The organism is Nocardia sp. NBC_00565 (genome assembly GCF_036345915.1).
GTDB lineage: Bacteria > Actinomycetota > Actinomycetes > Mycobacteriales > Mycobacteriaceae > Nocardia.
Map to the genome: position 1 here is coordinate 7,894,479 of NZ_CP107785.1, position 22,023 is coordinate 7,916,501.

The 22,023-nt window shown below is 64.7% G+C and carries 23 protein-coding genes and 1 pseudogene; 10 read left to right on the forward strand and 14 right to left on the reverse strand.

Features of this window, described 5'->3' with window-relative positions; translation table 11 throughout:
- Window positions 1–97: 97 nt before the first annotated feature.
- The 11 genes from OG874_RS36375 to OG874_RS36425 all read right to left on the reverse strand — a co-directional run bounded on the left by OG874_RS36375 (window position 98) and on the right by OG874_RS36425 (window position 9,139).
- Entirely contained in the window at window positions 98–385 is a 288-nt protein-coding gene (locus tag OG874_RS36375) for a hypothetical protein (protein ID WP_330251571.1), read from the reverse strand.
- A gap of 170 nt (window positions 386–555) precedes the next feature.
- Window positions 556–1,515 carry an alpha/beta fold hydrolase gene (locus tag OG874_RS36380; RefSeq protein WP_330251572.1) on the reverse strand — a complete coding sequence of 320 codons (960 nt, stop codon included), beginning with the start codon at window positions 1,513–1,515 and terminating at the stop codon, window positions 556–558.
- A gap of 615 nt (window positions 1,516–2,130) precedes the next feature.
- Window positions 2,131–2,613, reverse strand: a complete 483-nt coding sequence (locus OG874_RS36385; RefSeq protein ID WP_330251573.1) for a DinB family protein — start codon at window positions 2,611–2,613, stop codon at window positions 2,131–2,133.
- Between the two features lie 484 nt (window positions 2,614–3,097).
- A complete protein-coding gene (locus tag OG874_RS36390) occupies window positions 3,098–4,093 on the reverse strand; it encodes a sigma-70 family RNA polymerase sigma factor (protein WP_330251574.1) in 996 nt (331 codons plus the stop codon).
- Window positions 4,094–4,114: 21 nt separating this feature from the next.
- Window positions 4,115–4,693, reverse strand: a complete 579-nt coding sequence (locus OG874_RS36395) for a TIGR03086 family metal-binding protein (protein ID WP_330251575.1) — start codon at window positions 4,691–4,693, stop codon at window positions 4,115–4,117.
- A 157-nt stretch (window positions 4,694–4,850) separates the two neighbouring features.
- The gene (locus OG874_RS36400; protein WP_330251576.1) at window positions 4,851–5,645 is read right to left on the reverse strand and encodes an ESX secretion-associated protein EspG; all 795 of its coding nucleotides are present in this window, start codon (window positions 5,643–5,645) and stop codon (window positions 4,851–4,853) included.
- Window positions 5,617–6,909, reverse strand: coding sequence for a hypothetical protein (locus OG874_RS36405; RefSeq protein WP_330251577.1), 1,293 nt, complete (start codon window positions 6,907–6,909; stop codon window positions 5,617–5,619). Before OG874_RS36405 ends, OG874_RS36400 begins: the two co-directional genes overlap by 29 nt.
- Complete coding sequence (locus OG874_RS36410) at window positions 6,906–7,283, reverse strand: hypothetical protein (RefSeq protein WP_330251578.1); 378 nt, start codon at window positions 7,281–7,283, stop codon at window positions 6,906–6,908. The genes OG874_RS36405 and OG874_RS36410 overlap by 4 nt, the downstream gene beginning before the upstream one ends.
- A 9-nt stretch (window positions 7,284–7,292) precedes the next feature.
- Complete coding sequence (locus OG874_RS36415; protein ID WP_330251579.1) at window positions 7,293–7,883, reverse strand: DUF3558 domain-containing protein; 591 nt, start codon at window positions 7,881–7,883, stop codon at window positions 7,293–7,295.
- 159 nt (window positions 7,884–8,042) lie between these two features.
- Window positions 8,043–8,261, reverse strand: a complete 219-nt coding sequence (locus OG874_RS36420; protein ID WP_330251580.1) for a DUF397 domain-containing protein — start codon at window positions 8,259–8,261, stop codon at window positions 8,043–8,045.
- Window positions 8,258–9,139, reverse strand: coding sequence for a helix-turn-helix domain-containing protein (locus tag OG874_RS36425; protein ID WP_330251581.1), 882 nt, complete (start codon window positions 9,137–9,139; stop codon window positions 8,258–8,260). Before OG874_RS36425 ends, OG874_RS36420 begins: the two co-directional genes overlap by 4 nt.
- A gap of 277 nt (window positions 9,140–9,416) precedes the next feature.
- On the opposite strand from OG874_RS36425, the gene OG874_RS36430 reads away from it, so the two are divergent.
- The 4 genes from OG874_RS36430 (at window position 9,417) to OG874_RS36445 (ending at window position 11,797) form a co-directional block, all read left to right on the forward strand.
- Window positions 9,417–9,842: a DUF4254 domain-containing protein gene (locus OG874_RS36430; RefSeq protein WP_330251582.1), complete on the forward strand. Its 426-nt coding sequence runs from the start codon at window positions 9,417–9,419 to the stop codon at window positions 9,840–9,842.
- 490 nt (window positions 9,843–10,332) lie between these two features.
- On the forward strand, window positions 10,333–10,767 hold the full coding sequence (locus OG874_RS36435) for an ester cyclase (protein ID WP_330251583.1): 435 nt from the start codon (window positions 10,333–10,335) through the stop codon (window positions 10,765–10,767).
- A gap of 89 nt (window positions 10,768–10,856) precedes the next feature.
- Complete coding sequence (locus tag OG874_RS36440; RefSeq protein WP_330251584.1) at window positions 10,857–11,156, forward strand: hypothetical protein; 300 nt, start codon at window positions 10,857–10,859, stop codon at window positions 11,154–11,156.
- On the forward strand, window positions 11,153–11,797 hold the full coding sequence (locus OG874_RS36445; protein ID WP_330251585.1) for a dihydrofolate reductase family protein: 645 nt from the start codon (window positions 11,153–11,155) through the stop codon (window positions 11,795–11,797). Before OG874_RS36440 ends, OG874_RS36445 begins: the two co-directional genes overlap by 4 nt.
- A 791-nt stretch (window positions 11,798–12,588) precedes the next feature.
- Here the strand turns inward: OG874_RS36445 and OG874_RS36450 are convergent.
- On the reverse strand, window positions 12,589–13,275 hold the full coding sequence (locus OG874_RS36450) for an FHA domain-containing protein (protein ID WP_330251586.1): 687 nt from the start codon (window positions 13,273–13,275) through the stop codon (window positions 12,589–12,591).
- A 368-nt stretch (window positions 13,276–13,643) separates the two neighbouring features.
- On the opposite strand from OG874_RS36450, the pseudogene OG874_RS36455 reads away from it, so the two are divergent.
- Window positions 13,644–14,090 (forward strand): annotated as a pseudogene (locus OG874_RS36455) (serine protease); the annotation flags it as partial.
- 64 nt (window positions 14,091–14,154) lie between these two features.
- Here OG874_RS36455 and OG874_RS36460 read toward each other — a convergent pair.
- Complete coding sequence (locus OG874_RS36460; protein WP_330251587.1) at window positions 14,155–16,110, reverse strand: acyl-CoA dehydrogenase family protein; 1,956 nt, start codon at window positions 16,108–16,110, stop codon at window positions 14,155–14,157.
- A 152-nt stretch (window positions 16,111–16,262) separates the two neighbouring features.
- On the opposite strand from OG874_RS36460, the gene OG874_RS36465 reads away from it, so the two are divergent.
- Together OG874_RS36465 and OG874_RS36470 are read left to right on the forward strand one after the other, a co-directional pair.
- Complete coding sequence (locus OG874_RS36465; RefSeq protein WP_330251588.1) at window positions 16,263–17,633, forward strand: serine/threonine-protein kinase; 1,371 nt, start codon at window positions 16,263–16,265, stop codon at window positions 17,631–17,633.
- A complete protein-coding gene (locus OG874_RS36470) occupies window positions 17,630–18,754 on the forward strand; it encodes a BTAD domain-containing putative transcriptional regulator (protein WP_330251589.1) in 1,125 nt (374 codons plus the stop codon). The genes OG874_RS36465 and OG874_RS36470 overlap by 4 nt, the downstream gene beginning before the upstream one ends.
- Before the next feature lie 88 nt (window positions 18,755–18,842).
- On the opposite strand, the gene OG874_RS36475 is transcribed toward OG874_RS36470, so the two are convergent.
- Window positions 18,843–20,024, reverse strand: coding sequence for an ATP-binding protein (locus OG874_RS36475; protein WP_330251590.1), 1,182 nt, complete (start codon window positions 20,022–20,024; stop codon window positions 18,843–18,845).
- Between the two features lie 203 nt (window positions 20,025–20,227).
- On the opposite strand from OG874_RS36475, the gene OG874_RS36480 reads away from it, so the two are divergent.
- From OG874_RS36480 to OG874_RS36490, 3 genes are all read left to right on the forward strand, one after another.
- A complete protein-coding gene (locus OG874_RS36480; protein WP_330251591.1) occupies window positions 20,228–20,485 on the forward strand; it encodes a hypothetical protein in 258 nt (85 codons plus the stop codon).
- 430 nt (window positions 20,486–20,915) lie between these two features.
- Window positions 20,916–21,503, forward strand: coding sequence for a C40 family peptidase (locus OG874_RS36485; protein WP_330251592.1), 588 nt, complete (start codon window positions 20,916–20,918; stop codon window positions 21,501–21,503).
- 2 nt (window positions 21,504–21,505) lie between these two features.
- On the forward strand, window positions 21,506–21,913 hold the full coding sequence (locus OG874_RS36490) for an RNA-binding S4 domain-containing protein (protein ID WP_330251593.1): 408 nt from the start codon (window positions 21,506–21,508) through the stop codon (window positions 21,911–21,913).
- Window positions 21,914–22,023: the final 110 nt, after the last annotated feature.

The window sequence follows — 22,023 nt, forward strand, 5'->3', positions numbered from 1 at the left end:
CACCGCCGGTCCGCGACGGAAGTCGCGGCGCGCCTGACGACCGGCAAAAGATCCGGGGAGGCGGGGGAGCGTCGGGTCCGCGAACCGGAGAGTTGCGCTATTTCGTGCGCGGGCGTGAGTGGAAGCCGAGTCCCTCGTCCTGCGCGCCCATCCACGCCGCCTCATCGGACTTGCTGTCCGGGACGTAGATGGTCTCCTGCGGACGGCGGCCGACCTCCTGCGGTGGCGACTGCTCGAGTTCGTCGGCATCGATGACGAGCCGCTCGAGGTCGTTTTCCAGCCGCCGCACCGTATTGGCATCGCCATAATGGGAGCGCAGCGCGCCGATGGATTGCCGGAGCTGGCCGACCGCGTAGCGGAGTTCCGCTATGTCGCTGCGTGTCATCGATACCTCCTGTGTTCCTTGGCGGACAGACGAACTCGGTGGGTAGCGGCTGGTTCCAGGGTCTGCCTGGGACCGCGCTTTACCAAGTCGTGTGACTCACCACACAACGTGATCTTTAACACAGTACGCGAGGAATTGCGTTTTGGCTCGGCTCTCCCGCCGCATGCCGGTCAGCTGGCTGTGGCGTATCCGTGGCCGCGCATGGCGGTAAGGACCCGGTCGACCAGGCCGACGATGGACGATGCCACCTCTTCGGCCCGCTCCAGGTGGACGCCGTGGCCCGCGCCCTCGAGCCGGACCAGTTCCGAGCAGGCCAGTTGCGAGGCGAGCACCACTGAATGCGCGAACGGCACCACGATGTCGGCCGAACCGGCCAGTACCAGCGCGGGGATGCTGCTGAGCCGGTGCAGCGAGGCGGTCTCGTCGAAGGTGATCAGCGAGGCGAGGAAGCTCGACATGGTGAGCAGCGGCGTGTCGTTCATCATCGTCGCGGCCACCGCGATCATGCGCCGATTGGTTCGCTTGGTGCCCATATTCGCCTCGCGGGTGATCGGCTCGAAGATCCGGCGGGTCAGGCGCTTGGAGGCTTGCATGAGCCGCGGCGCGCGCAACACCGCGACTTGCAGCGAATTCACCGCGCGCCGGTTCAGGAGGCGCCCGAGCCCCACCTCGGTGATGCCGTTGGCCGCGCCCGCGATCAGGCCGACACCGACCAACCGGGTGCCGATCGCCGCCGGAAACAGCCGGGCGTAGGCCAGGGTCACCATCGCGCCCATCGAATGTCCGACCAGGACGATCGGACCGGTCGGCACGACCGCCCGCAGCACGGCGTCGAGGTCGTGGCCGAGCTGGTCGATGGTGTAGGTCGAGGGATCGGCGACGCCGGAGGCACCGTGTCCACGGTGGTCGTAGAAAACCATTCGGGTATCCGTGCTCCACTGCCGCAGCAGTTGATCGCGCAGGAACGACCAGGACTCGGTGCGCAGGCAGTGGCCGTGTACGAAGACAACGGTCAGGGGTGCGTCGTCGGCGCCGAAGGTGCGGACTGCGATCGGAACGCCGTCGTCGGCCGACACCGTGATGTGGTGGCCGTCGAGGTCGGCGGCCCGGCGGGCGATGGTCGTGGACATGAAGTTCTCCTGTGCCTCGTGGGACACCCGATACGGAGCGTTCTTGCCCGGTTGTCGGATTGGATGCCCACGCCGTTAGCGCTCCATACCGCTCGTTATGTACGCGTTGTTCAACTGACGCTGGCGATCGACATCGTCAGGTCTGCGACCGCGTCTATTCGCGAATCTAGGAGCTTATAGGTCAGGCGATAGATTAGAGTAGATTTTCATGATCGGTGGGCTCTTTCCCGTTCATCGGGACATCTCTTAGATTTTCTAGAGTCAGCTAGAGAGTGTTATCAGACGGCCGCCACCTCGAAGTATCGAAATCTTCGGAGACGTCATCGACGGTGCTGCCGGCCTCGGCAGTCGGTCTCGGCGGTGTCCGAATCGCGGGCGGCGGCGCGGTCGGCTGTGGTGGTCATTGTTCGGTGACCGACTCGAGCACGGCGCGTATGAGGTGCGAGGACTGTTCGGCGATCTGTTCGGGCGGGCAGGGCCGGTCGTGTTCGAGCCACAGCTGGTTTCGATGACGGCGGCTTGTCCGGAAATGGCACCGTCGGATATTCGAACTGTCCGAATACCTGTCGTAGGCCGGTGTATTTGGATCGGGATGTCCTGTGGCGAGGAGCGTGACTACTGGGCGTGTGCGGCGGCAAGCTGTTCGCACAGGATGTCGCTGTGGCCCGCGTGGCGAGCGAACTCCTCGATCATGAGCAGGTAGATCCACCTGATGCTGACCGTGCCGGCGCGCGGGTGTTGTTTCGTGTCATTCAGGTCGTATTGCGCGGCGATCACTCGGGATCGTTCGCTGGCACGCTCGAACTCCGCAATGACCTCAGCGAGGGTCTCGTTCGCCCCGACCGCGAAGCTGGCGACCTCGCCCGGACGGGGTGTGTCGCCTCCGGATTCGAGGAAGCGTTGGAACCAGATCCGTTCGGCGGCGGCGGCGTGTTTGATCAACGCGATCGGCGTGGTCAGCGACGGCACTAGGCGACGGCGGGCCTCTTCGTCCGACAACCCGCGCACGGTGTCGATGAGCCCAGCCCGGTTGCGGTCGAGCATGTTCTCGAGCAGGACGCGTTCGGGACCGTCGGTAACTCTCTGCGGTAGAGACATATTCGTGTGTCCTCTCTTATTTCTGTTGTGTCGGAATTGATTTCGCGGTTTGCGGACGTGTCGGATCCGTCGTTCGGATCTCGGGGGGATCGCTGGATGTCGTGCCGCCGCGTGACCCGGTTGAGCGGGGCGGCATTAGGCACGCGTGCGCGGCTATCAACCGTGTGATGGGTGGGCGCGCCGATGGGCGGCTCGGATGCCGAATGTGGTTGGCGCTGCCTGATCGGTTGGCGAGACGCAAACAACCACGGTGTCGATCACCGGCGGCGGCATGTGATCGCGTCGGCTACTGACAGCGGGTTGCGAGCTGCGCTGCCGGCGGACGCTGAGCCGACGGATGTGCGGACAGATTCGCACCGTGCGGTCGCTCTTGTCAACGTCGGTCGGTGGGCTCAGCTCGTTGCTGACGTGATCGGCTGCTGACGTCGGCGGCGTAGCCCGTCCAGTCTCCGGCGCCGAAGCGCCGCTACCGAACAGAGAATTTTCAGCCGGCCGGGACTACGGACGGAAATCCGAAAGAGGGCACCAACTTCGGATCGCCGAAGGAGACCACCCCGGCAATACCCGTGGGTGTCACGGTGAGCACGACCACTCCATATGCGTGGTAGTCACCGTCGTCGCCGCGGCGATAGCCGACGGCTGCGGGCTGCCCGTTCGCGCCGGTAGGCAGCATGAGCCAGTCCCCCTCGGCGCCCAGAACATATCGGCGCAAGAAGGGCACGCAAGTCCTGCGGCCCGCAAACCAGGTCTGTATCGGCGGCGCCTCCAGTGTGGACTCGTCGCAGAGCAAACGCTCGAGTTCGGCCGCATCCGCATTCTGGAAAGCTGCCATGTACCGGTCGAGCAGCGCCCTCGCATGCGATTCAGCGGGTTCGGCAAGAGCATCCGGCCTCGGTGACAGTTCCCGCAATCGAGCACGGGCACGCTGCAGAGTGCTTTTGACCGCGGGCGTGCTCGTGCCGAGCATGGCCGCGACCTCGACCGCCGGGAAGGCCAGCACATCCCGCAGAATGAGTACCGCCCGCTGCGTACCGGGCAGGTACTGCAAGCTGGCGATGAGCGCCAGCCGCAGCCCCTGCCGCGCCGCGAAGACTACCGCCGGATCCGCCGACTCCGGGATCACCAGTGCATCGGAAATCGGTTGCAGCCAACTGATATTCGATTCCGCACGTTGCGCGGCGGCCGCCGGGTACGGTTCGGGTTCACCGAGACCGGAGGGCAGCACGCGGCGACTGTGGTGTTGCAGCGCAGTCAGGCAGGCGTTGGTCGCGATCCGGTACAGCCAGGTGCGCACCGAGGACCTGCCTTCGAACCCGTCGTAGGAGCGCCACGCGCGGAGGTAGGTCTCTTGCACAAGATCCTCGGCGTCATCGGCCGATCCCAGCATCCGATAGCAGTGTGCCAGCAGCTCGCGACGGAACGGCTCGGTATCGCGCACGAACGACGCGTTGTCCGGGCCCACCGAGCCGTCTCCGTTCATCCGATCGATTGTGCTCTCGCCTCAGCTGGTTCGCCCGAGGAAGGCGGCGAGCCTGTCGGCGGGAACGGCATCGGCGGGCGTTTCGGCAACCGGGCCGAACGGGGCTACGCCGTCGGGACCGCGCAGCGCATCGGCGACGGTGGCCTTCGCCTGGATCAGTAGTTCCTCCGCAAGTTCGGGGTCTAGATCCGTGGCCCGACCGATCGCCCGGGCCAGATCCCAGCCGTGGGTGAACTGGTCCACCGTGGCCAGGCCCATGAAGGCAGCCCCGGACATCTCTGCGAATGACAGCCTGACCGTCTTGTCGAGGGCGCCGGGGGTTTCGAAGGCGGCCAGCGCATCTCGGATGTACGTGTCGTAGGTCGCGAGATAGTCACCCGCGGTGAAATCCCGCTGGTCGGTGACATCGTTGTCGCTCATCACCGCCGCGGCCCAGTGCGCCGTGCCGATGAAATGATTGATCAGCTCCCGCACATCCCATGAAGCACACGGTGTCGGCACATCGAGCTGGTCGGGCCGGACGGCGGCCAGAACGGCCCGGGTACTGGTGAATGCTCGGTCGAGCCGCGACGTCGGAGCGGTCGTCTGCTGGTTGTTCATCGATGGAGATCCTCTCGTTTCGGAAGGTATCGGCCTCCAACCATGCAGACCTACCTAACGAGCAAAAAGAATCGCGGCCGTTGCTCAGCCTAAGGGTCGGCCGCCAATTGACTCGGCTTGATGGGGCGGGGTGCCATTTAGCGGATGAGAGGGTGGGTCAGTGGCGGGAGCGGAGGTATTCGTCGTGGGCGCGGTCTTCGTGGTGGTAGCGCTGGGTGAGAGTTAGGAGGCGGTGGATTTCGGTGGACATGGCGGTGGCGTCCAGGGGGGTGGCGATTATGGGGTTGCCGGTTTTTATGTAGTAGCGGCCGTCGGGGTAGTCCATCCACCAGAAGCCGCGGCCGGGGGTGGGGCGGGCGTCGACGGCTGGGCCTGCGTAGATGGTTATTTCGCCGAGGGCGGAGCGGGGGCGTTGGAAAATGCGGTTCAGTTGTTCGAGGGGGCCGTGGTCGTGGGCGCGGCGGATGTGGCGGTCGCGGTCGGCGGCGATCTCCTCGCGGCGGAGCTCCAGGCGGGGGTGGGTGCCGGGATCGCGTCGTGGCAAGGCGTCGACGGCTTGGGTGCAGACCTGCTGTGCGGTGCAGTATGTGATGAGCACATCGCCGCCGGTATCGGCGGTGGCGCCGGGCAATTGGGTGAGCGCGGCCCCCATGCGGTCGCGGACCGCGCCGTGGAATCGGTAGGTCTGCGATAGGTCGGGGCCGCCGAAACCCTTCGACTCCACCCGGGCATCCGGTTCGAGCAGCACCTCGATGGCGTGTTCGAGTTCGGGTGAGTACTTCGCGAGCAGGGTGGTGAGTGCGGCGTCGCGGTGGCGTTCCAGCTCGTCGAATTCGGTGATCTCGGTGCGGTAGTGCAGCGGGTAGGGCATACGGTCGCGACCGTATGCGGCCCAAAGCATTTCGAACTCCAGGCCACTGAGCCTAGTACTGCTGGCCACTGTCGTGGTCACCGCCGATCACCGGGGGCACGGTCTTGGGCAGCGAATCCAGTCCGGCGGCCTCCTGCCCGTGCTCGGCGGTGATCAGGTAATCGGGAACGCCCTTCTTGCGATCCTCCTCGCTGCCCTTCCCCTGACCGGCCCCACCCATGCCCGACATGCCGGACGATCCCGCACGGCCTGTTGCCGTGCCGCTCTGGCGCGCGGCCGCGGCGGCTGCCGTAGTGCCGCTGGTGGGAGTACCTGCGACGCTGCGACCCGGGCTACCCGAACCGGTGCCGCCCGGACTGCCCGAGCCGGTGCGGCCACTCGCGGGGCTGCCGATTCCGGGTGTCGCGGAGTTCGGGGTGCCCGTGGTCAGACCGCTGGTTCCGGACGTGGTCGGTGTCGCGGTGGTGGGTGAAGTGGATTGCGTTGTCGGCGTGGTGCTTTGCGGATTCGTACTCGTGGGCGTCGTGGAATCCGACGTGACCGACGACGGTTCGGTTCCCGTTTGCCCACCTGTGCCGGATCCCGAGTCACCGCCGGTTTGGCCGCCGTCGCCGGTACCGGAATCGCCACCACCCGAAGGTCCCGGCGACACACCAGGATTCGGTCCCGGCGTGACCGGGACGACGGGGCCGTTCGTAATCGTCGGCGCGGTGGGCATATACGGGACGCCGACATCGGTCTGCCCCGCCACCTGGCCGTAGACCGTCCGCAGGATTCTGCGGCCCTCCTGCTCGGCCTCGGTTTGGGTGTATTCGTCGGTCTTCATGACGCCGTCTTTGGGCAGCGTCTTGCCGGTGATCTCCGGGCGTTCGGTGAGGCCGGGCATGAGTGCCTGGGTCTGCTCGAGGCCGGTCTTCATTTCGGAGAGTTTGAGGCTGGTCAGCGTTGCCGCCGTGGCCAGTGGGATCGACTTTTCGTGGTAGTTGTTCACTGCGGTCGTCGCGGCCTGCGCTGCCGCGCCGGTCCAGCCGGAGTGGCCGTTCTGGCCGGTGATGGTGCGGGCGAATTCGCGTTTGAAGGTTTCGAACGAACCCTGAAGTTCCAGACCGATATTCGCCCACATCGTGACCGCGTCATCGACCAGTTTCGGCTTCATCGCCGATACGGCGGTCTGCATTTGCTCGAGGGTGAGGTGGTCGTAGCTGTCTGGGGTGGTGACGTGCGGCGGTTGTGTCTCGCCTTCGAAGTTGTTGTAACCGGACTCGGTCTTGTAGATCCAGTCGCGGTCGCGGTTCCACTGTTCCTGCGCCTCGATGATGCGGCGCTGGTAGTCGTCGTAAGTCATTCCGGAGTCACCTGCGTCAACTGGGAGGCGCGGTCTTGGTCTTGGGCGACGAAGTTTGCGATCGCCTTCGCCACAACCTCTTTCGCAGTCTCGACGGCATCGATGTGCTGTTTAACCACTGCGTCGAGCGAGCGATCGGTTCCGGATGCGGTCTCCGAAAACTTCTTCTCCAAGATCTTGCCCGAAGGGAAGTCTCCGAATCCCGTGATGCGGCTTATGTTGTCGGTAAGTGCCAGCACAGTGTTCAGCCTGTCGATGTGGTCGTCGCACACCTTGTCCAAGTCTTTTCCGACCTCAGGTGACAGTGACAGCTCACCGGCATTCGCCCGTTCCAGTAATTGCGACCATTGGTCTGGATCGATGCCGCTTATCATTCCCCCTCCTCAACGTGCAGGTAGATACATGGCCAAGGCTTCAGTGAGTCGACGTGTCTCGGCACATGGTTCACCGGCTTTGGCCCCGGATGAGCCGTATCGATTCAGTACGTGGAAATCGACGATTCCGGCGGGGACCTCAACGGCCAGCCAGCACCCCAGGTCGTGTGTGGCACCAGCGCCGCGAAACTGAAGAGCCTGATGGGCACCGACAGTTGTGGGCATGTAGTCCACATAGTCGGTGCGCTGCCTGGACTCTTCGAGTGTGTGTTCCGATGACAGGACACTAAAGGTGTACGCCTTCGGCTCGGACTGCCAACTGCATACCTTCCAGCCGGTGGGGTCGACCCCGGCAACGGTGTTTTCCTTGGTGGAAGTGTTCAACCCGAGCGCAGTGAGCGCAGAATCGGGGATGGTGCACGGATCCCAAACGGCGGCTTCAGGGGCGGTCGATGTCGTCGCCGCGGCAGTTGTCTTCGGTGCGCTCGTGGTGGCCGCAGTCGGCTTCCCCTCCGTCGAATCGCCATTGCACCCGGCGAGCACCAGTGCCGCGCCAATGGCCAAGGCCGCAGCGGGCAATGCCTTCGCTCTACCAGTCATTCGCGTACCCCTTCACTACTACCAAGTGCCAAGGGGCCACGCGCATCCCCCGCTGGCCCGCACTTTACCGTCGGCCGCTCGCGACCTGCAATGAGCGGGCAGGCGGAACAAGATCGAGACCTCCCGCGTCAGACGAGCGGGAGGTCTCGAATCGATCGACTACGACCGGCGGAATTCCCCATCAGAGATGGCGGCAGCGAACGCATCCCACGCGCCGCCACCGAACACCAGGGCTGGGCCATCCGGATTCTTCGAGTCCCGGACACCGACGAGATTGCTGGACAGGAACGCGACCTCGACGCAGTCCTTCGTGCCGGAGCTTCGGGTGCTCTTGAACCAGCGAGCCCCTGCGAGGTCGATCTCGTACTTGTCGCTCACGTCGCGCACTCCCTAGCTAGCTGCCGAAGCAGGCTCCTGCTGTTCGTCTCATCCAGCGCCGCGCGTCGGATGGACGCATGAGCCACATGGTAGCGCTCCACGTCTGCCTGCGACTCCAGATATAAGTCCCCCGTGAAGTTTTCGAGGTAGACGACTGATGGCTCGATTGGTTCGTTCTTCTTGTCCAGTCCGAAGTCGACGACTGTGAACATTCCAACCGGATCTCCCAATGGGATGCCTGCACTGTAGGGGAGCACCCGCAGTGTGAGGTTCGGTCGCGTCGACATGTCGGCGAGGTGTCGCAGTTGGGCAGCCATGATTTGGCGGCTCCCAACCACGCGTCGTAACGCACACTCGAGCAGTACAACATCGAACTCGGTTGGTTGGCGTTTGCGAGTGAGAATGTTCTGGCGACGTCGCTTCAGTTGCACCCGTCGTTCGATTTCGTCAGGGGTGTCGGTAGGGCTCGCCGTGCGGGCCAGAATGCGTGCATAGTCCGGAGTCTGCAACAGCCCCAACACCACGTCGGGCGAATACGACGTCAGCCTGCGCGCAGCCGCCTCCAACCCCACGTAGACATTGAAGTCCTCCGGGATCAGCTTCCCGTAGTCATGCCACCAACTCTTCCCCGACGCCTCCTGCGCCAGCCCGAGCAATCCGGCGGTGACGACATCGCTTGCGCTGTACACACTGCACAGCTCCCGAATATCGAGCAGTCGTATCTTGTGCGTCTGTCCCGTCTCCAATCGCTGTAGCGTGGTCGTGCCGCGTTCGATCAGCCGCGCGGCTTCCGGCATGGTCATTCCGGCCTGCAAGCGCAGGTCTCGGAGGTGCCGTCCCAGTTGCCGTCGCGGCACAGTGCTTCCTGATTCCGACATGGGCCCCCTGCCTCAGTTCTCGGATGTGAAGGTGATTCGTGCGTGTATGTACCGATCTCCGCAAATGGATCTTGGCCTCGCCGTTCGGCGCGATCGGAATGAAATCCCCATGAAGACGCTGACTCCTCCGCCTGTCGCGTGCTGTGCTGTTGCCGCGCCCGGCCGGGGAGTCCAAGGAAACTGAGAAACCTATTGGATCACAACGGAATGCTGTTATCCGCAGATTCGGCCGGGTGCACCCGAATTCACCGATACGAACCGAGCTTCGAGGACCGCCGTGCTGATCGAACCGCTGCCGACCAAAGGGGACGTCCTGCGCGCCTGTCGCGGCGTCGAACACACCGCCCACCCACTGCTACGCGCGGCCTATGAACTCGCCTGCCTGCACGAACGCAGCCCGTCCGATGAGCATCAGGGCACCGATATCAATTGCCGCAGAGCAGGTTTGGTCCGCGAGATCGATCGCTGGGTCTACGCACACCTACCGCCGGCGCACGGTTGCGCCTCGGTGCACACCGAAACACTGGGCACCGTGATCGACCGCCTCGCCGAGTACACCGCGATCGCCTACACCGCCCTGGCCAGCCCATCCGACAACGACCTCGGCGACGCCTGGGAGCGTTTGGCCGAATTAGCCGTCGGCTACGAGGATTTGGCCGACGAGGTCACCACCGGCCGCCGCCGCCTCCCCGGCGGCCCCTGACCCCACCGATGCCCATCATCGACGCAGCAAACCTGAGATTAACTAAATATTAGCCATGACTTCTTGTGCTGCCCGATCCGTGTATCAACGCGCGCCGACGCCACTGCGGTGTTCCCGTCCGAAGCCCCTCACGGTCGACCTCAAATCAACTTGTTGAACTATTAACCCGCAGGTAGGCGTCGTGCGAGCGCGGGACGGGCCCGCAGCAGTCTCCGTTGCCCCCTTACCTCGCGCACGAAAGAGGCGCACAATGATTGCGATACACCGGCTTCAGGGATTGTGATCGGTGGGTAGCTGGATGTCCGCCGACAACATTCGGACGGGCATCTCCCGTGATGACAGCGTCCACATACGGGGTCGCGGCGCCTGGATCCACTGCTGGCATCGCCGCCGCGCTCCGCACCACACTCAGCGCCGGGCGTGCGAATGCTGCCCGTAGCGACTACGGCCGCTCCCGCCAGTTCGGCGCCATCAACCGATAGGAAGCGCCATGTCAGAGCAGAACAAGGCCGCCGCCAAGCGCGTCTTCGACGCATGGAATACGCGAGATCTCGATGTATTCGACGAGGTGATCGCGGTCGACTGCATCAACCACGATCCACAGAACCCGTTCGCCGATGTCCATGGCCCCGACAGCTTCAAAAGGCTCGGGCAGATGTATCTCGCCGCGTTCTCGGATCAACGGTTCTTGGTCAACGAACAGATCGCCGAGGGCGATTTCGTCACTACCCGATGGACGGCGACGGGCACCAACGACGGCGAGATGATGGGCATGTCCCCGACAGGCAAATCAGCGGTCGTTCAGGGAATCTCGATCAGTCGCTTCCGGGACGGCAAGATCGTCGAAAGCTGGGCATGCTGGGACACACTCGGGATGATGCAGCAACTCGGCGTCGCCCAGTCTGCGCACTCTGCAACAACCTGACTCGTCGACGTGGATGCGTACCGTGTCCCTGTTTCATATGGTGGACCAGGACCGGAATGAGCTGGATGGCGGGCTCGGTGACGCTGTAGGTGGCACGCCAGTCCGCGCCCGGCGTTGTCGCGGGTGAGCAGTCCCGCATCGGTCAAGGTGCGCAGCCGGTCGGCCAGGATATTGGACGCGATGCCCTCTTCGGACTGTGGCTGCAACCAGCGACGGCGGTCGCCGAACATCATGTCGCGCAGCAGGAGCGGCGACCGCCGATCACGTCGATCGCGGCGTTGATGGGGCGGCCGGAGCGCGGCACGAAACCTCCGCATCGACTGCTTGCACTTTACAAGCACCTCGGGCAAACTGATTGCACATTGCAATCAGAAGGGGTGTTTCGATGACACAGCTCGTGCGCGTCCATAACTTCAACGTCTCCAGCGATGGGTACGGAGCGGGGATTGGGCAAAGCCTGGAGCGTCCTTTCGGGCACGCCGACGGGCCGGCGCTGTTCTCGTGGGCCGGGGCGACCGCGAGCTGGGTCAACCGCACCGAACCCGGGGGGACGCGCGGTCTCGACGACTACTGCACGCGCGAGTTCCATCGCAATATCGGGGCCGAGATCATGGGGCGCAACAAGTTCGGACCACAGCGCGGTCCGTGGGAGAATCTCGACTGGCAGGGCTGGTGGGGCGACGAACCGCCGTTCCGCACACCAGTATTCGTGCTCACCCACCATGAACGACCCTCGTTCACCTTGGGAGAAACAACGTTTCATTTCCTGAGCGCATCACCGCAGGACGCCCTGGCACAGGCGAAGGCGGCCGCCGACGGAAAGGACGTGCGGATCGGCGGCGGCGTCGCCACGGTCCGTGAATTCCTGGCCGCCGACCTCATCGACACCATGCACTGCGCTGTCGCGCCCGTCGAACTCGCCGCTGGCGAACAACTCTGGGACAGTCCCGATCACCTCCTGGACCGCTTCCACCTGGAGAAGATCCCGAGCCCGAGCGGCGTTGTCCACCACTTCTTCTGGCGCCGCTGAACCGTGTACCTTGAACCCGAATTGGCAGAGCGAATTGGAAAAGATTGATCCAAACGTGCGGCCTTGGGTGGGATCGGCGGTGCAGTACGGAAATGCGGCGGGTATCGATCCTCGGCTTGTGATGGCGATCGTCTACAACGAGGGTGGATACCGATCCGATTCGTTCATCGAGAAAAGTCCTGTCGCGTACGAGCAGTTCAATCCTTCAGTTCACCGAGGTGCGAGCGTTTTCAGCCTGGGGGAGGATGGTGGCTCCGCACACCCCGCGAGAATAATAAATGGAATTCGCATGCAGAACCGCCCAGCCGTGGGAGGCCGTGTGAAGGGTAGGAATGTGTCGAGGCGGGCTCGACATCAGTCGATGGAGGATCATTATGAGTAAGAAGTTTCGGACCACAGCAGCAGTCTTAGCGATGGCTCCGGTGATCGCCTTGGGCTCGGGCGTGGCCGCCGCCGAACCGGCCCCAGCACCGGCCCCAGTACCGGTATCAGCATCGGCACCCGCTGACGCGGTCCAGCCAGTTTCCCTGCCGCTACTTTTCCCGTGGAGTTTCGTCATATGCTTCCCAACGATCCTCGCCCTCCCGCTCTATTTCGCCTGCGTGGCGTGAGCCACAGATCAGGGTCGAGGTTGGGTCGAGGTGAGCGGTGTCGCAGATCGCCTGGCCTGACCCAGTAGGTTCCCATCGGGTATATGAGCCTTCCAGCCGACGATGTGGGCGGGAAGGCTCGATGACGATGACCACGAGGAAAAGGCACACCCTGGAGCTTGTTGTTCAATCTTGTGCACCTCACTCGAGGCCCGGTAACTCCGCGTCGGCCCGGTGATTGATGATCACGCCACTTTCGAAGGCGCGTTTGACCAGAAACATGCGTTTCTGGTTCTGCGGCAAGGCTTCGATCTGGAATATTTTGAACAAGGCCCGCATGTGGGTCTTGACAGTGGAGATACTCAGGCACAGATCGTGTGCGATCCGGCAGTTCGACGCGGGGTATGCGTAGGGAGTCTGTGCGCCGCACGGGCGGCACAGCGCCGCCAGAACCAGATATTGGGCCTCGGTGAGCGAATTCCGGATGGGTTGGGCATCGTTGGCAATTGTTATTTCATCGTCGGATGGCTGGCCGTCTCGGAAAATGAATACCGATTGCCCGACATGAACAACATCGCCGGAGTTGAGTCTCCGGCACCCATCGATGCGCTCGTCGTTGACGAATGTTCCGTTCTTCGACATTCCGTTGTCGACGATGACCCAGCAGTCGCGCATCCACTCGATGATGGCGTGCAGACGCGATGCGGTCGCATCGGCCGTCACGATTATGTCGGCTGCATCCGACCGCCCGATCGTCATACGGGGCGCGTCGCGATTCAGTGAGATATCGCGCCAAATTCCATGGCTGATCTGCTGCGACAGAGTCGGACAAATGGCCGACCGGGGCCGCGCGGGCGATCTTGCCACCGAATGCAGTTCGCGATACATGGCCTCTGATCCGCTTGACGTGGACATGACTTGCGTTCCCGTTCGACGTACATTGCGAGCCGCGGGCTCCAGCCGCTTCACTCAGTGTGCGCCTTTCCGGCGCTGACCACCTGAGTAGTTGGCTACTTCTCTGCATCGGCCGGGTCCACTGGTGCCCCATGACTCGTGGATGACATCAAAGACCCTGCTCACCACGCTGATCTGCGAGCGTTCCCCGGTTCCGCCCAGGTGTGAGTGTTTCCAACCCTGAGGACGATGGCCCTATCCCGCACCCTGCGAGCAAAGTTGATGGTGTTCACCTGAGGGGAAACGAGCAGAACACTATTCGCGCCGCACTGGACCGCTGCGGCTCAACCATCGGATTCGACATGTTCAAGAAATTCGCGGGCGCTGCCGCCGTTCTCGCAGCGAGCGCAATCATGGTCGGGCAGCAAGCAGGTACCGCGCACGCCGCAGGTCCGGCCGTGCTGGGCGGTGGTTCCGGCATCATCGTCGATGATCAGAGCATCTGCACCCTCACCACGATCGGGCGTGATTCAGCAGGCAGGTTGGTCGGGTTCACGGCAGGACACTGCGGTGACGCAGGTGCCGCGGTGGTTGCCGAGGCCGACAGTGACGCCGGAGTCGTCGGCAACCTCGCCTACTCGAACAAAGACATGGACTACGCCGTGATCGTGTTCGATGCGGGCAAGGTCGTGCCGGTGAACCGCGTCGGCAACACGACGATCACCGGATTGGGCAGTCCAGCGCAGTTCCCGGATATCGCCTGCAAGGAAGGTCGGACCTCGGGCCAAACCTGTGGACTGAGCTACGGTGGTCACCCACATTGGACGAGCCGTCACCCAGGGATGTCCGGGTGACGGCTCGCGCAGGCCATGTCTAGGTGTCCGAGTGACTACGGGTCGAAGGCAGGAAGGGGCGGAGCAGGTTGGGTTCGGTCGACGGACCTGTCTGCCATTCGGCGATCCACGGACCGGTGCCTTCGCTGGGGTCGAAGATGCCTTCCTCCAGCCACTCGTAGCGGCCGTCGAGGACGCCTCGGGTGAGGGTGCGATCGTCGTCGTCGGTGTTGTCCCACAGTGCGTCGAACAACGTCTTCACTCGGATCCGGGACTGTCGGCTGAAGGTGTCGGCGAGTTCCTCGGCGGCCTTGGCCTCCGGTGCGCCCGCGGCTCGTAGTGCCTGCGCGCGCACGCAGGCCGCGGAGATCGCGAACAGCTCCGCACCGATATCGACGATGCGACCGAGGAAGTTCTGCCGGTACTCCAGGCCCGCCTGCCAGCGCGCCATGGCGTACATCAGCGATCTGGCCTGCTTGCGGGAGTTGCGCTCGACGAAGCGCAGATGCCTTGCCAGCGGACCGAATTCGGGATAAGTCGACGGGACCGTGCCCGCGCCGACCGCCAGTTGCGGGAACCACTTGGCGTAGAAACCGCCCGCACCGACCGCGGCCTTGGCCTTGTCCTTGAACTCGGCGTTGCGATCGACGAGCGCACCGGCGGCGGACATGTGGGCGTCGGCCATCTCCCTGGCGACCAGCAGCCGCATGATCTCGCTGGAGCCCTCGAAGATGCGGTTGATCCGCAGATCGCGGACCAGCTGTTCGGCTCCGACCGCGCGCTCACCACGGGCCTGCAGCGAGGCTGCCGTCTCGTAGCCGCGGCCGCCGCGGATCTGTACGAGTTCGTCGGCGATCCGGCAGCTCATCTCGCTGGCCCAGAGCTTGGCCAGGGCCGCCTCGATGCGGATGTCGTTGCGGGCCTCGTCGCACATCGTGGCCGAGAGGTCCAATGCCGCTTCGAGTGCGTAGGTGGTGGCCGCGATGAAGGAGATCTTCTCCCCGACCGCCGCGTGCTCGCCGACCGGCCTGCCCCACTGCACCCGCTGCGTACTCCACTCCCTGGCGATCTTGAGCGACCACTTCGAGGCCGCCGTGCACAGCGCCGGGATGGCGAGGCGGCCCGCGTTCAGGGTGGTGAGCGCGATTTTCAGGCCGTCGCCCTCGCGGCCGACCAGATTGCGCTTGGGCACGCGGACGTTGTACAGCCGGGTCACGCCGTTCTCGATGCCGTGCAGGCCCATGAACGCATTGCGGCGCTCCACCGTGATGCCCGGTGAATCGGCCTCGACGATGAAGGCGGAGATGCCGCCGCGGTGGCCCTCGCTCTTGGGTATCCGGGCCATCACCACCAGCAGTTCGGCGACGACGCCATTGGTGGTCCAGAGCTTGACGCCGTTGATCTCGTAGGCCTCGCCGTCCGCGGTCGGGGTGGCGAGGCTCGCCATGCGGGCCGGATCGGAGCCGACATCGGGTTCGGTGAGCAGGAACGCGCTGACCGCCCCCGCCGCGCAGCGGGGCAGGAATTCGGCCTTCTGCTCGGCGGTGCCCGCCAGCTTCAGCGGTTCGGGCACGCCGATCGACTGGTGCGCCGAGAGCAGGACGCCGAGGCTGGGGTGTGCGGAGCCGACCAGCATCAGCGCCCGGTTGTAGCCGACCTGGGACAGGCCTTGACCGCCGTACTCGGTCGGGATCTTGAGGCCGAAGCAGCCGAGTTCGGCCAGGCCCTTCACGTATTCGTCCGGAATCTTGGATTCGGTCTCGATGACGCTGCCGTCGATCGATTCGCAGAACGGCCGCAGCCGGGCCAGATAGGCCTCGGTGCGCGCGGCGTCCTCGTCGCTGGGCTGGGGATAGGGGTGGATCAGATCGAGCCGGAATCGTCCGAGAAACATCTCCTTCGCGAACGATGGTTTGGCCCAACTGGTTTCGCGGGATTCCTCGACCAGTGCACGTGCCTGTTCTTCGGTGGCGTCGACTTTCGCGGTAGTCGCCATGATGTCCTCCTCGGACGTGATCAGGATCACATTAGAGTGTAGGAGGGTTTGTTACCGGCCGGTAGATGTCGAGGGAGAGCGTTATCTTCTAATCTGACTGAAACGCCAGGCGACGGCGAGGACGTGGCCCACATTCCCGTTGGAGGGCAGGGATGTTGTTACGGCCAGGACAGGTATTCGCGGGGTACTCGATTGTGCGGCCCCTCGGTTCCGGCGGGATGGGTGCGGTCTACCTGGCTGACGATCCGGCATTGCCGCGGCAGGTGGCGCTGAAGGTGCTCGCCGCGCATCTCGGCGCAAATCACCGATACCGCAGTATCTTTCGGCGTGAGGCCGAGCTGGTGTGCCGCCTGGACCATCCCAATGTCGTCTCGGTCTACAACCGGGGTGAACAGGGCGATGCCCTGTGGATGGCGATGCAGTACGTGGACGGCACCGACGCCGGCGAGCTCATGCACAAGGAATCCGGTGGTCTGGAGCCCAACCGGGCGGCCCACATCGTCTGCGAGGCTGCCAAGGGCCTGCACCACGCGCACGAGCAGAACCTGCTGCACCGTGATGTCAAACCGTCGAACATCCTGGTGGCCGATGGTGTCGAGGGGGAACGTGTGCTCGTCGCCGACTTCGGGTTGGCGCGCACGGTCGAGGATGCCGCGACGGTCACCGAAACCGGTTGGCGTGCATGCACTCCCGCATTCGCGGCACCGGAGGTGCTGGCGGGACGCGCGGTCGATCGGCGGGCCGATATCTATTCGCTCGGTGCGACCCTGTTGGCGCTGCTCACCGGCTCGAATCCGAATGGCCACGCACCGACACCCGAGGGGACCAGCACCGTACGGGACAATCCGGAACTCACCCGGGTCCGGCCGGATGTGCCACCGGCGCTGGACGATGTCATCGCCCGCGCGATGGCGGCGGATCCGCGGCGGCGGTATCAGACCTGCGCGGAGTTCGCGCGTGCGATGGAGCTGGCGATCAGCGATACCGAGCGGTGGACGTACCGGTGGGGGTTGTCCGGTTTGGTTCGTGCTCCACGCGTCCGCATCGCCGTGCTCGCAGGGATCGCGACCGTGATCGTGGCAGCACTGACGATCGCTGTCTGGCTGATTCCCCAGCGATCCGATGGCGCGGCCCCGGTAACCGCGCCGCCCACCAGCAGTGCGCCGACAAAGCTGCTGCGGTGCTATTGGCGCGTGCGGGTCGCGCTCGGCACCGACTTCTATCTCGAATTACCCAGCGGGACAGCCGATCACGACGACGCGCATTGCGCGCTCAACGAGGGCGATCGGGGCGATTCGGTGACGGCCCTGCGGCAGGCGCTGACCATGTGCCACGGCATCCAGCTGGATGCGACGACGGTGTACGACACCCCGATGAAGCGCGCCATCAGACATCTGCAGGTCGACCACGGTGCCGCGGTCGACGGCATCTACGGCCCGGAAACGCGGGCCAAAGCCATCCAGTGGCCGGTATTCCGAGTCGCCGACGGTGCCTTCGACGGCCGATGCGTCCCAGCTCCATGACCAGCGTAGAGACGGTGGATGTGCGCATCCTCGGCCCGGTCCGGTGGTATGTCGCGGGCCGACCGCTCGCCGTCGGCGGGCCGCTGACCAGGGCGATGCTCGCGGTACTCGTGCTCAACCGGCGCAATGCCATCTCGCCGACGCGTTTGGCGAACACCATCTGGGACGGTGACCCACCGCCCAGCTTCCGTGCGAATCTGCACAATCGCATCGCCGAACTGCGGGCCGCGCTGCAGGCCGCCGAGGTGGCGGCGACCGCGATACTGCGCACCGACAGCTCCGGCAACTACTGCTTGGACATTCGGGACGAGGACTGCGACCTCGGTCGTTTCGAGCAGGCCAGAACCGCGGCGATGGCCGCGTTCGACACCGGTGACCACGCGCGCGCCGCCGAGTATTTCCTCCAGGCGCTCGGCGAATGGAGCGGCGCGGCGCTGGACGGTTTGCCGATGTCCACCTTCGTCGAGGCGTTCTGCGCGCATATGGACGAGGAGCGCCAGCACACACTCGAGGCGCGGCTGGATCTCGAGATCGCCGCCGGCCGGGCCGCCGAGGTCATCGGGGAACTGCGTGCGCTGACCGCGCGCCATCCGCTGCGCGAAACCCTGTGGGCACAACTGATCACGGCGTTGTACGCGGCGGGGCGACACGGTGACGCGCTCGCGGCCGGTCGGGCGGTGCGCGGGTTGTTGCGCGAACAGGGCATGGATCCCAGCGACCGGTTGGCCGGGCTGGAGCAGCGGATCCTGCGACATGAGCCATTGCCGAACCCGGCCCGAATTCGCTTGCGCCTCAACGTGGATTCCAGTGGGTCGACACTCTTGGAGACGCTGGGCCACCTGCAGCTGTATGTGGACGACGGCAGGCGCTATGAGGTGACCAGGGCGGTTATGACGATCGGCCGCAGCGCGGATAACGACATTCGGCTCGAGGATGCCAAGACCAGCAGGCAGCACGCCAAGGTCGTCGTGGACGGCGAGGTGGTGCGGATCGAGGATCGCGATTCGGCCAATGGCGTGTATGTCAACGACCGGCGCGTCCGGGGGTGGGCCGCGCTCGTACACGGCGACCGCATTCGGATCGGTTCGGTGATGCTCGAGGTGCGGCGTCCGCTGGCGTGAGCCTGGCGGCACATCGCGATCAGCTGCGCACAGCGCGGCGACTGCGACTACAGGTGGCCGTATCCGTTGCCTGCCTGAGCCTTTCGTCCTACACGCTGCGCAGATAGCGACCGAAGTGCGGCACCGTGAACCCGATGGTGCCGCGCTCGGCCGAATAGATCAGCCCCTTCTTGATCAACCCGTCCCGCGCCGGTGAGAGTGAGGCGGGCTTGCGGCCGAGCTCATTGGCCACCGCCGCGGTCGGCACCGGACCGTCGTCGCCCGCCAGATCGGCCATGGCACGCATATATTCGCGTTCGGCGGGTGTGGCGCGTTCGTATCGGGAACCGAAAAAGCCCACGGCCAGCTCTTCTTCGGCGCTGGGCGCGGCCACTTCGACATCCTCCGCGGTGATCGGACTCTCCGGCGCCTGATCCCAGGCCGCCTTGCCGTAGGCCTGCACGAAGTACGGATAGCCATCCGCCCGCTGGTACAGGGCATTCAGGGCTTCCGAGGTGAACTTCACCTCCTCACGCTCGGCGGGCGCGATGAGGGCCAGATCCGCGGCTTCGCGATCGAGACGATCGATGCGGTGGTAGCTGAACAGTCGCTCCGAATAGCTCTTCGAGGCCGAGAGCACCGCGGGCAGGTGTGGCAGGCCCGCGCCGACGACGATCAAAGGCGCGGCGTCCTGGCTCAATTCGTGACAGGCGCCGCAGATCGCCGAGATATCGGCCGGACCGAGATCCTGCATCTCGTCGATGAAGATCGCGATGCCGACGCCGATATCGCTGGCCAGCGCCGCCGCCTCCTTGAGCAGTTCGATCAGATCGATTTCGATATCACCGGAGTCGGCGCGACCGGTGACCGCAGGCACGTCGATACCGGGCTGCCAACGCTCCCGCATGCCCTTGTCGGCGGTGGAGCGCAGTGCGAAAGCCTTGAGGATGCCGAGGAAGTCGTCGACGCGGTCCTGACTGCGGTGTGCCATGGCGATGGCGCGCACGGCCATATGCAGTGCGGACGACAGCGGGCGGCGCAGTTCCTGATCCGGCCTCGCCTCGATTTTGCCGGTGCCCCAGTTGCGCGAGCCCGCGGCGGAGCGAAGTTGGTTGAGCAGCACGGTCTTTCCCACGCCACGCAGTCCGGTGAGCATCACGCTGCGCTCCGGCCGACCGCGTGCGATCCGCTCCAGCACGATGTCGAAGGCCTTGAGTTGCTTATCGCGCCCGGCCAATTCGGGTGGGCGCTGTCCGGCTCCGGGAGCATACGGATTCCGCACGGGGTCCATGCCCAGACACCGTAGCGCGTTTCGTCAGCCAAATCTGGCCATGTATACGGCGTGTCCTAGATATTGCTAGCGAACTATCGCATTGTTGAGGAGGGCGGCCTGCGAGCAGTCGCTCGCGATCGGTCAGTGCACTATTGCTATCGCCACTGAAATCTCTACGCTGATGGCGATTTGGAGAAGGTCCAGTGCTGGAATGGAGGGGCATGTCCGAGGAACGATTGCCGACCACCGCCGAGGTGGTCGAGTCCTGGAGCGTTCCCGCCGGGGCCATCGAGGCCGGCCGTATCCGCGCCAATATCCTGACCGCGATCGATCGCGGCTATGACGATCCGCAACTCGTCGCCGATCTCGCGGTGGGGCCGCTGGTAATGGCACTCGGTCAGCTCGAGATCGGCTTGGCCGATGCGAAGCGCCGGATCGATGAGCTCGAGCGGGCGCTGGAGCAGCGGTCCGATGGTTAGCCGGATCCGGTTGGGCGACTTCGGTTCGATAACACTTGTCGCGCCGCCGATATCGTGTCGTGACCTTTCGGGCGTGTCGCAATTCGGGCCGCTCGTCCAGCGGTTTTCTGATCATCCGCGAACATGCTGGTCTGTGGGCTGGACAACACCGCGTCCGGGTCGTAATCTCTTCGTGACTTAGTGGAGTCTGTCGGTTCGTCAGAGAAGCGGCGCCACTGAGTCACCGTCAAACGGCTGTCGGGGCCAACAGATCTCGACAGTCGTGACCGGGACCCAGAGATTCAACTGGGAGTTGGGCCGTTCTGCCGGTCTCAACCGACAGCTGACCCGGTCGACGGAAGAGCAGAAAGATCGGAGACTCGGCTCGGTGGGTAAACACAGCTTGCAACGGGAATCGCGGATACCGAATTCCGTTAAGGGTGCTCTCGTCATGGGCGCAGTGGCCGCAACTGGTGCGATGCCCGCGATCCCGGCGATGGCAACTACCATCAACGTCCCAGGCATCGGCGATTTCGACATTCCACAGGAACTCGATCAGCCGATCCAGCAGATGAACCAGCAGGTCCAGCAGGCGCTCGCCGCGATGCCCGCACCGGCGCCCGCGCCGCAGTTTGCGATGCCGCAGCTCCCCGCCTTGTTCGATCCGGGCGCCCAGGACATGTTCAGCCACAACACCGCCAGTGATGTCGCACTGGACGCCGCCAAGTCCAAGGTCGGCGCCATGTACTCCTGGGGTGCCTCGGGTCCGTACAACTTCGACTGCTCGGGTCTGGTCCAGTGGGCCTACAAGCAGGCCGGAATCGAACTGCCGCGCACCAGCTTCGAACAGTCGCACGTCGGCGCGCCGGTCGCCTTCCATGACCTGCAGCCCGGCGATATCGTCGTGACCAACGGCGGCGGCCACGTCGGCCTGTACGCGGGCGACGGCAAGCTGCTCAATGCGGTCCAGTCCGGCCAGCCGGTGTCCTACACCTCGCTGCGCCCCGACATGGTTGTTACGGCACGCCGTATGGTCTAAGGGTGGCACCCGCCCAACCGAGTACCAAGAACGCCGCCCCGACACAAGCCCGTGTGGACTCGTGGACGTGGGCGGTGCGTCTTTTCAAGACCAGGTCCGCGGCCGCGGAAGCCTGCCGCGGCGGGCATGTTCGGGTGAACGGTGTTACGGCCAAACCGGCTCAGCCGGTTCGTCCGGGTGATGAGGTCCGGATCCGCGCCGGTGGTGTCGAGCGCATCGTCATCGTGGAGCGGCTGGTCACCAAGCGCGTCGGCCCACCGATCGCCGCAACGTGTTTGATCGATCGCAGTCCACCGCCGCCGCCCCGCGAGATTCTCGCGACCATGCCGCGACGCGATCGCGGCTCCGGTCGGCCGACCAAGCGGGAACGGCGCGAGACCGACCGCCTGCTCGGGCGGCCAGAGGACTGAGCCCACGCCCCTTCCGCGCCGTCCCAGATCGTTTTCGTGCCCTCCGCGCCCCTTGTGGAAGCCATAAAGGGCCGATAGAGGGCGCGGGATTTGAGGGCTGGGCTGTGCTC

Coding starts and splice junctions, on each gene's coding strand:
- OG874_RS36405 (WP_330251577.1), bottom strand. CDS start 6,909: ATGACTTACGACGACTACCAGCGCCGCATCATCGAGGCGCAGGAACAG.
- OG874_RS36470 (WP_330251589.1), top strand. CDS start 17,630: ATGACCAGCGTAGAGACGGTGGATGTGCGCATCCTCGGCCCGGTCCGG.
- OG874_RS36480 (WP_330251591.1), top strand. CDS start 20,228: ATGTCCGAGGAACGATTGCCGACCACCGCCGAGGTGGTCGAGTCCTGG.
- OG874_RS36465 (WP_330251588.1), top strand. CDS start 16,263: ATGTTGTTACGGCCAGGACAGGTATTCGCGGGGTACTCGATTGTGCGG.
- OG874_RS36390 (WP_330251574.1), bottom strand. CDS start 4,093: ATGAACGGAGACGGCTCGGTGGGCCCGGACAACGCGTCGTTCGTGCGC.
- OG874_RS36460 (WP_330251587.1), bottom strand. CDS start 16,110: ATGGCGACTACCGCGAAAGTCGACGCCACCGAAGAACAGGCACGTGCA.
- OG874_RS36450 (WP_330251586.1), bottom strand. CDS start 13,275: ATGTATCGCGAACTGCATTCGGTGGCAAGATCGCCCGCGCGGCCCCGG.
- OG874_RS36385 (WP_330251573.1), bottom strand. CDS start 2,613: ATGTCTCTACCGCAGAGAGTTACCGACGGTCCCGAACGCGTCCTGCTC.
- OG874_RS36485 (WP_330251592.1), top strand. CDS start 20,916: ATGGGCGCAGTGGCCGCAACTGGTGCGATGCCCGCGATCCCGGCGATG.
- OG874_RS36445 (WP_330251585.1), top strand. CDS start 11,153: ATGACACAGCTCGTGCGCGTCCATAACTTCAACGTCTCCAGCGATGGG.
- OG874_RS36475 (WP_330251590.1), bottom strand. CDS start 20,024: ATGGACCCCGTGCGGAATCCGTATGCTCCCGGAGCCGGACAGCGCCCA.
- OG874_RS36435 (WP_330251583.1), top strand. CDS start 10,333: ATGTCAGAGCAGAACAAGGCCGCCGCCAAGCGCGTCTTCGACGCATGG.
- OG874_RS36425 (WP_330251581.1), bottom strand. CDS start 9,139: ATGTCGGAATCAGGAAGCACTGTGCCGCGACGGCAACTGGGACGGCAC.
- OG874_RS36410 (WP_330251578.1), bottom strand. CDS start 7,283: ATGATAAGCGGCATCGATCCAGACCAATGGTCGCAATTACTGGAACGG.
- OG874_RS36380 (WP_330251572.1), bottom strand. CDS start 1,515: ATGTCCACGACCATCGCCCGCCGGGCCGCCGACCTCGACGGCCACCAC.
- OG874_RS36395 (WP_330251575.1), bottom strand. CDS start 4,693: ATGAACAACCAGCAGACGACCGCTCCGACGTCGCGGCTCGACCGAGCA.
- OG874_RS36375 (WP_330251571.1), bottom strand. CDS start 385: ATGACACGCAGCGACATAGCGGAACTCCGCTACGCGGTCGGCCAGCTC.
- OG874_RS36415 (WP_330251579.1), bottom strand. CDS start 7,883: ATGACTGGTAGAGCGAAGGCATTGCCCGCTGCGGCCTTGGCCATTGGC.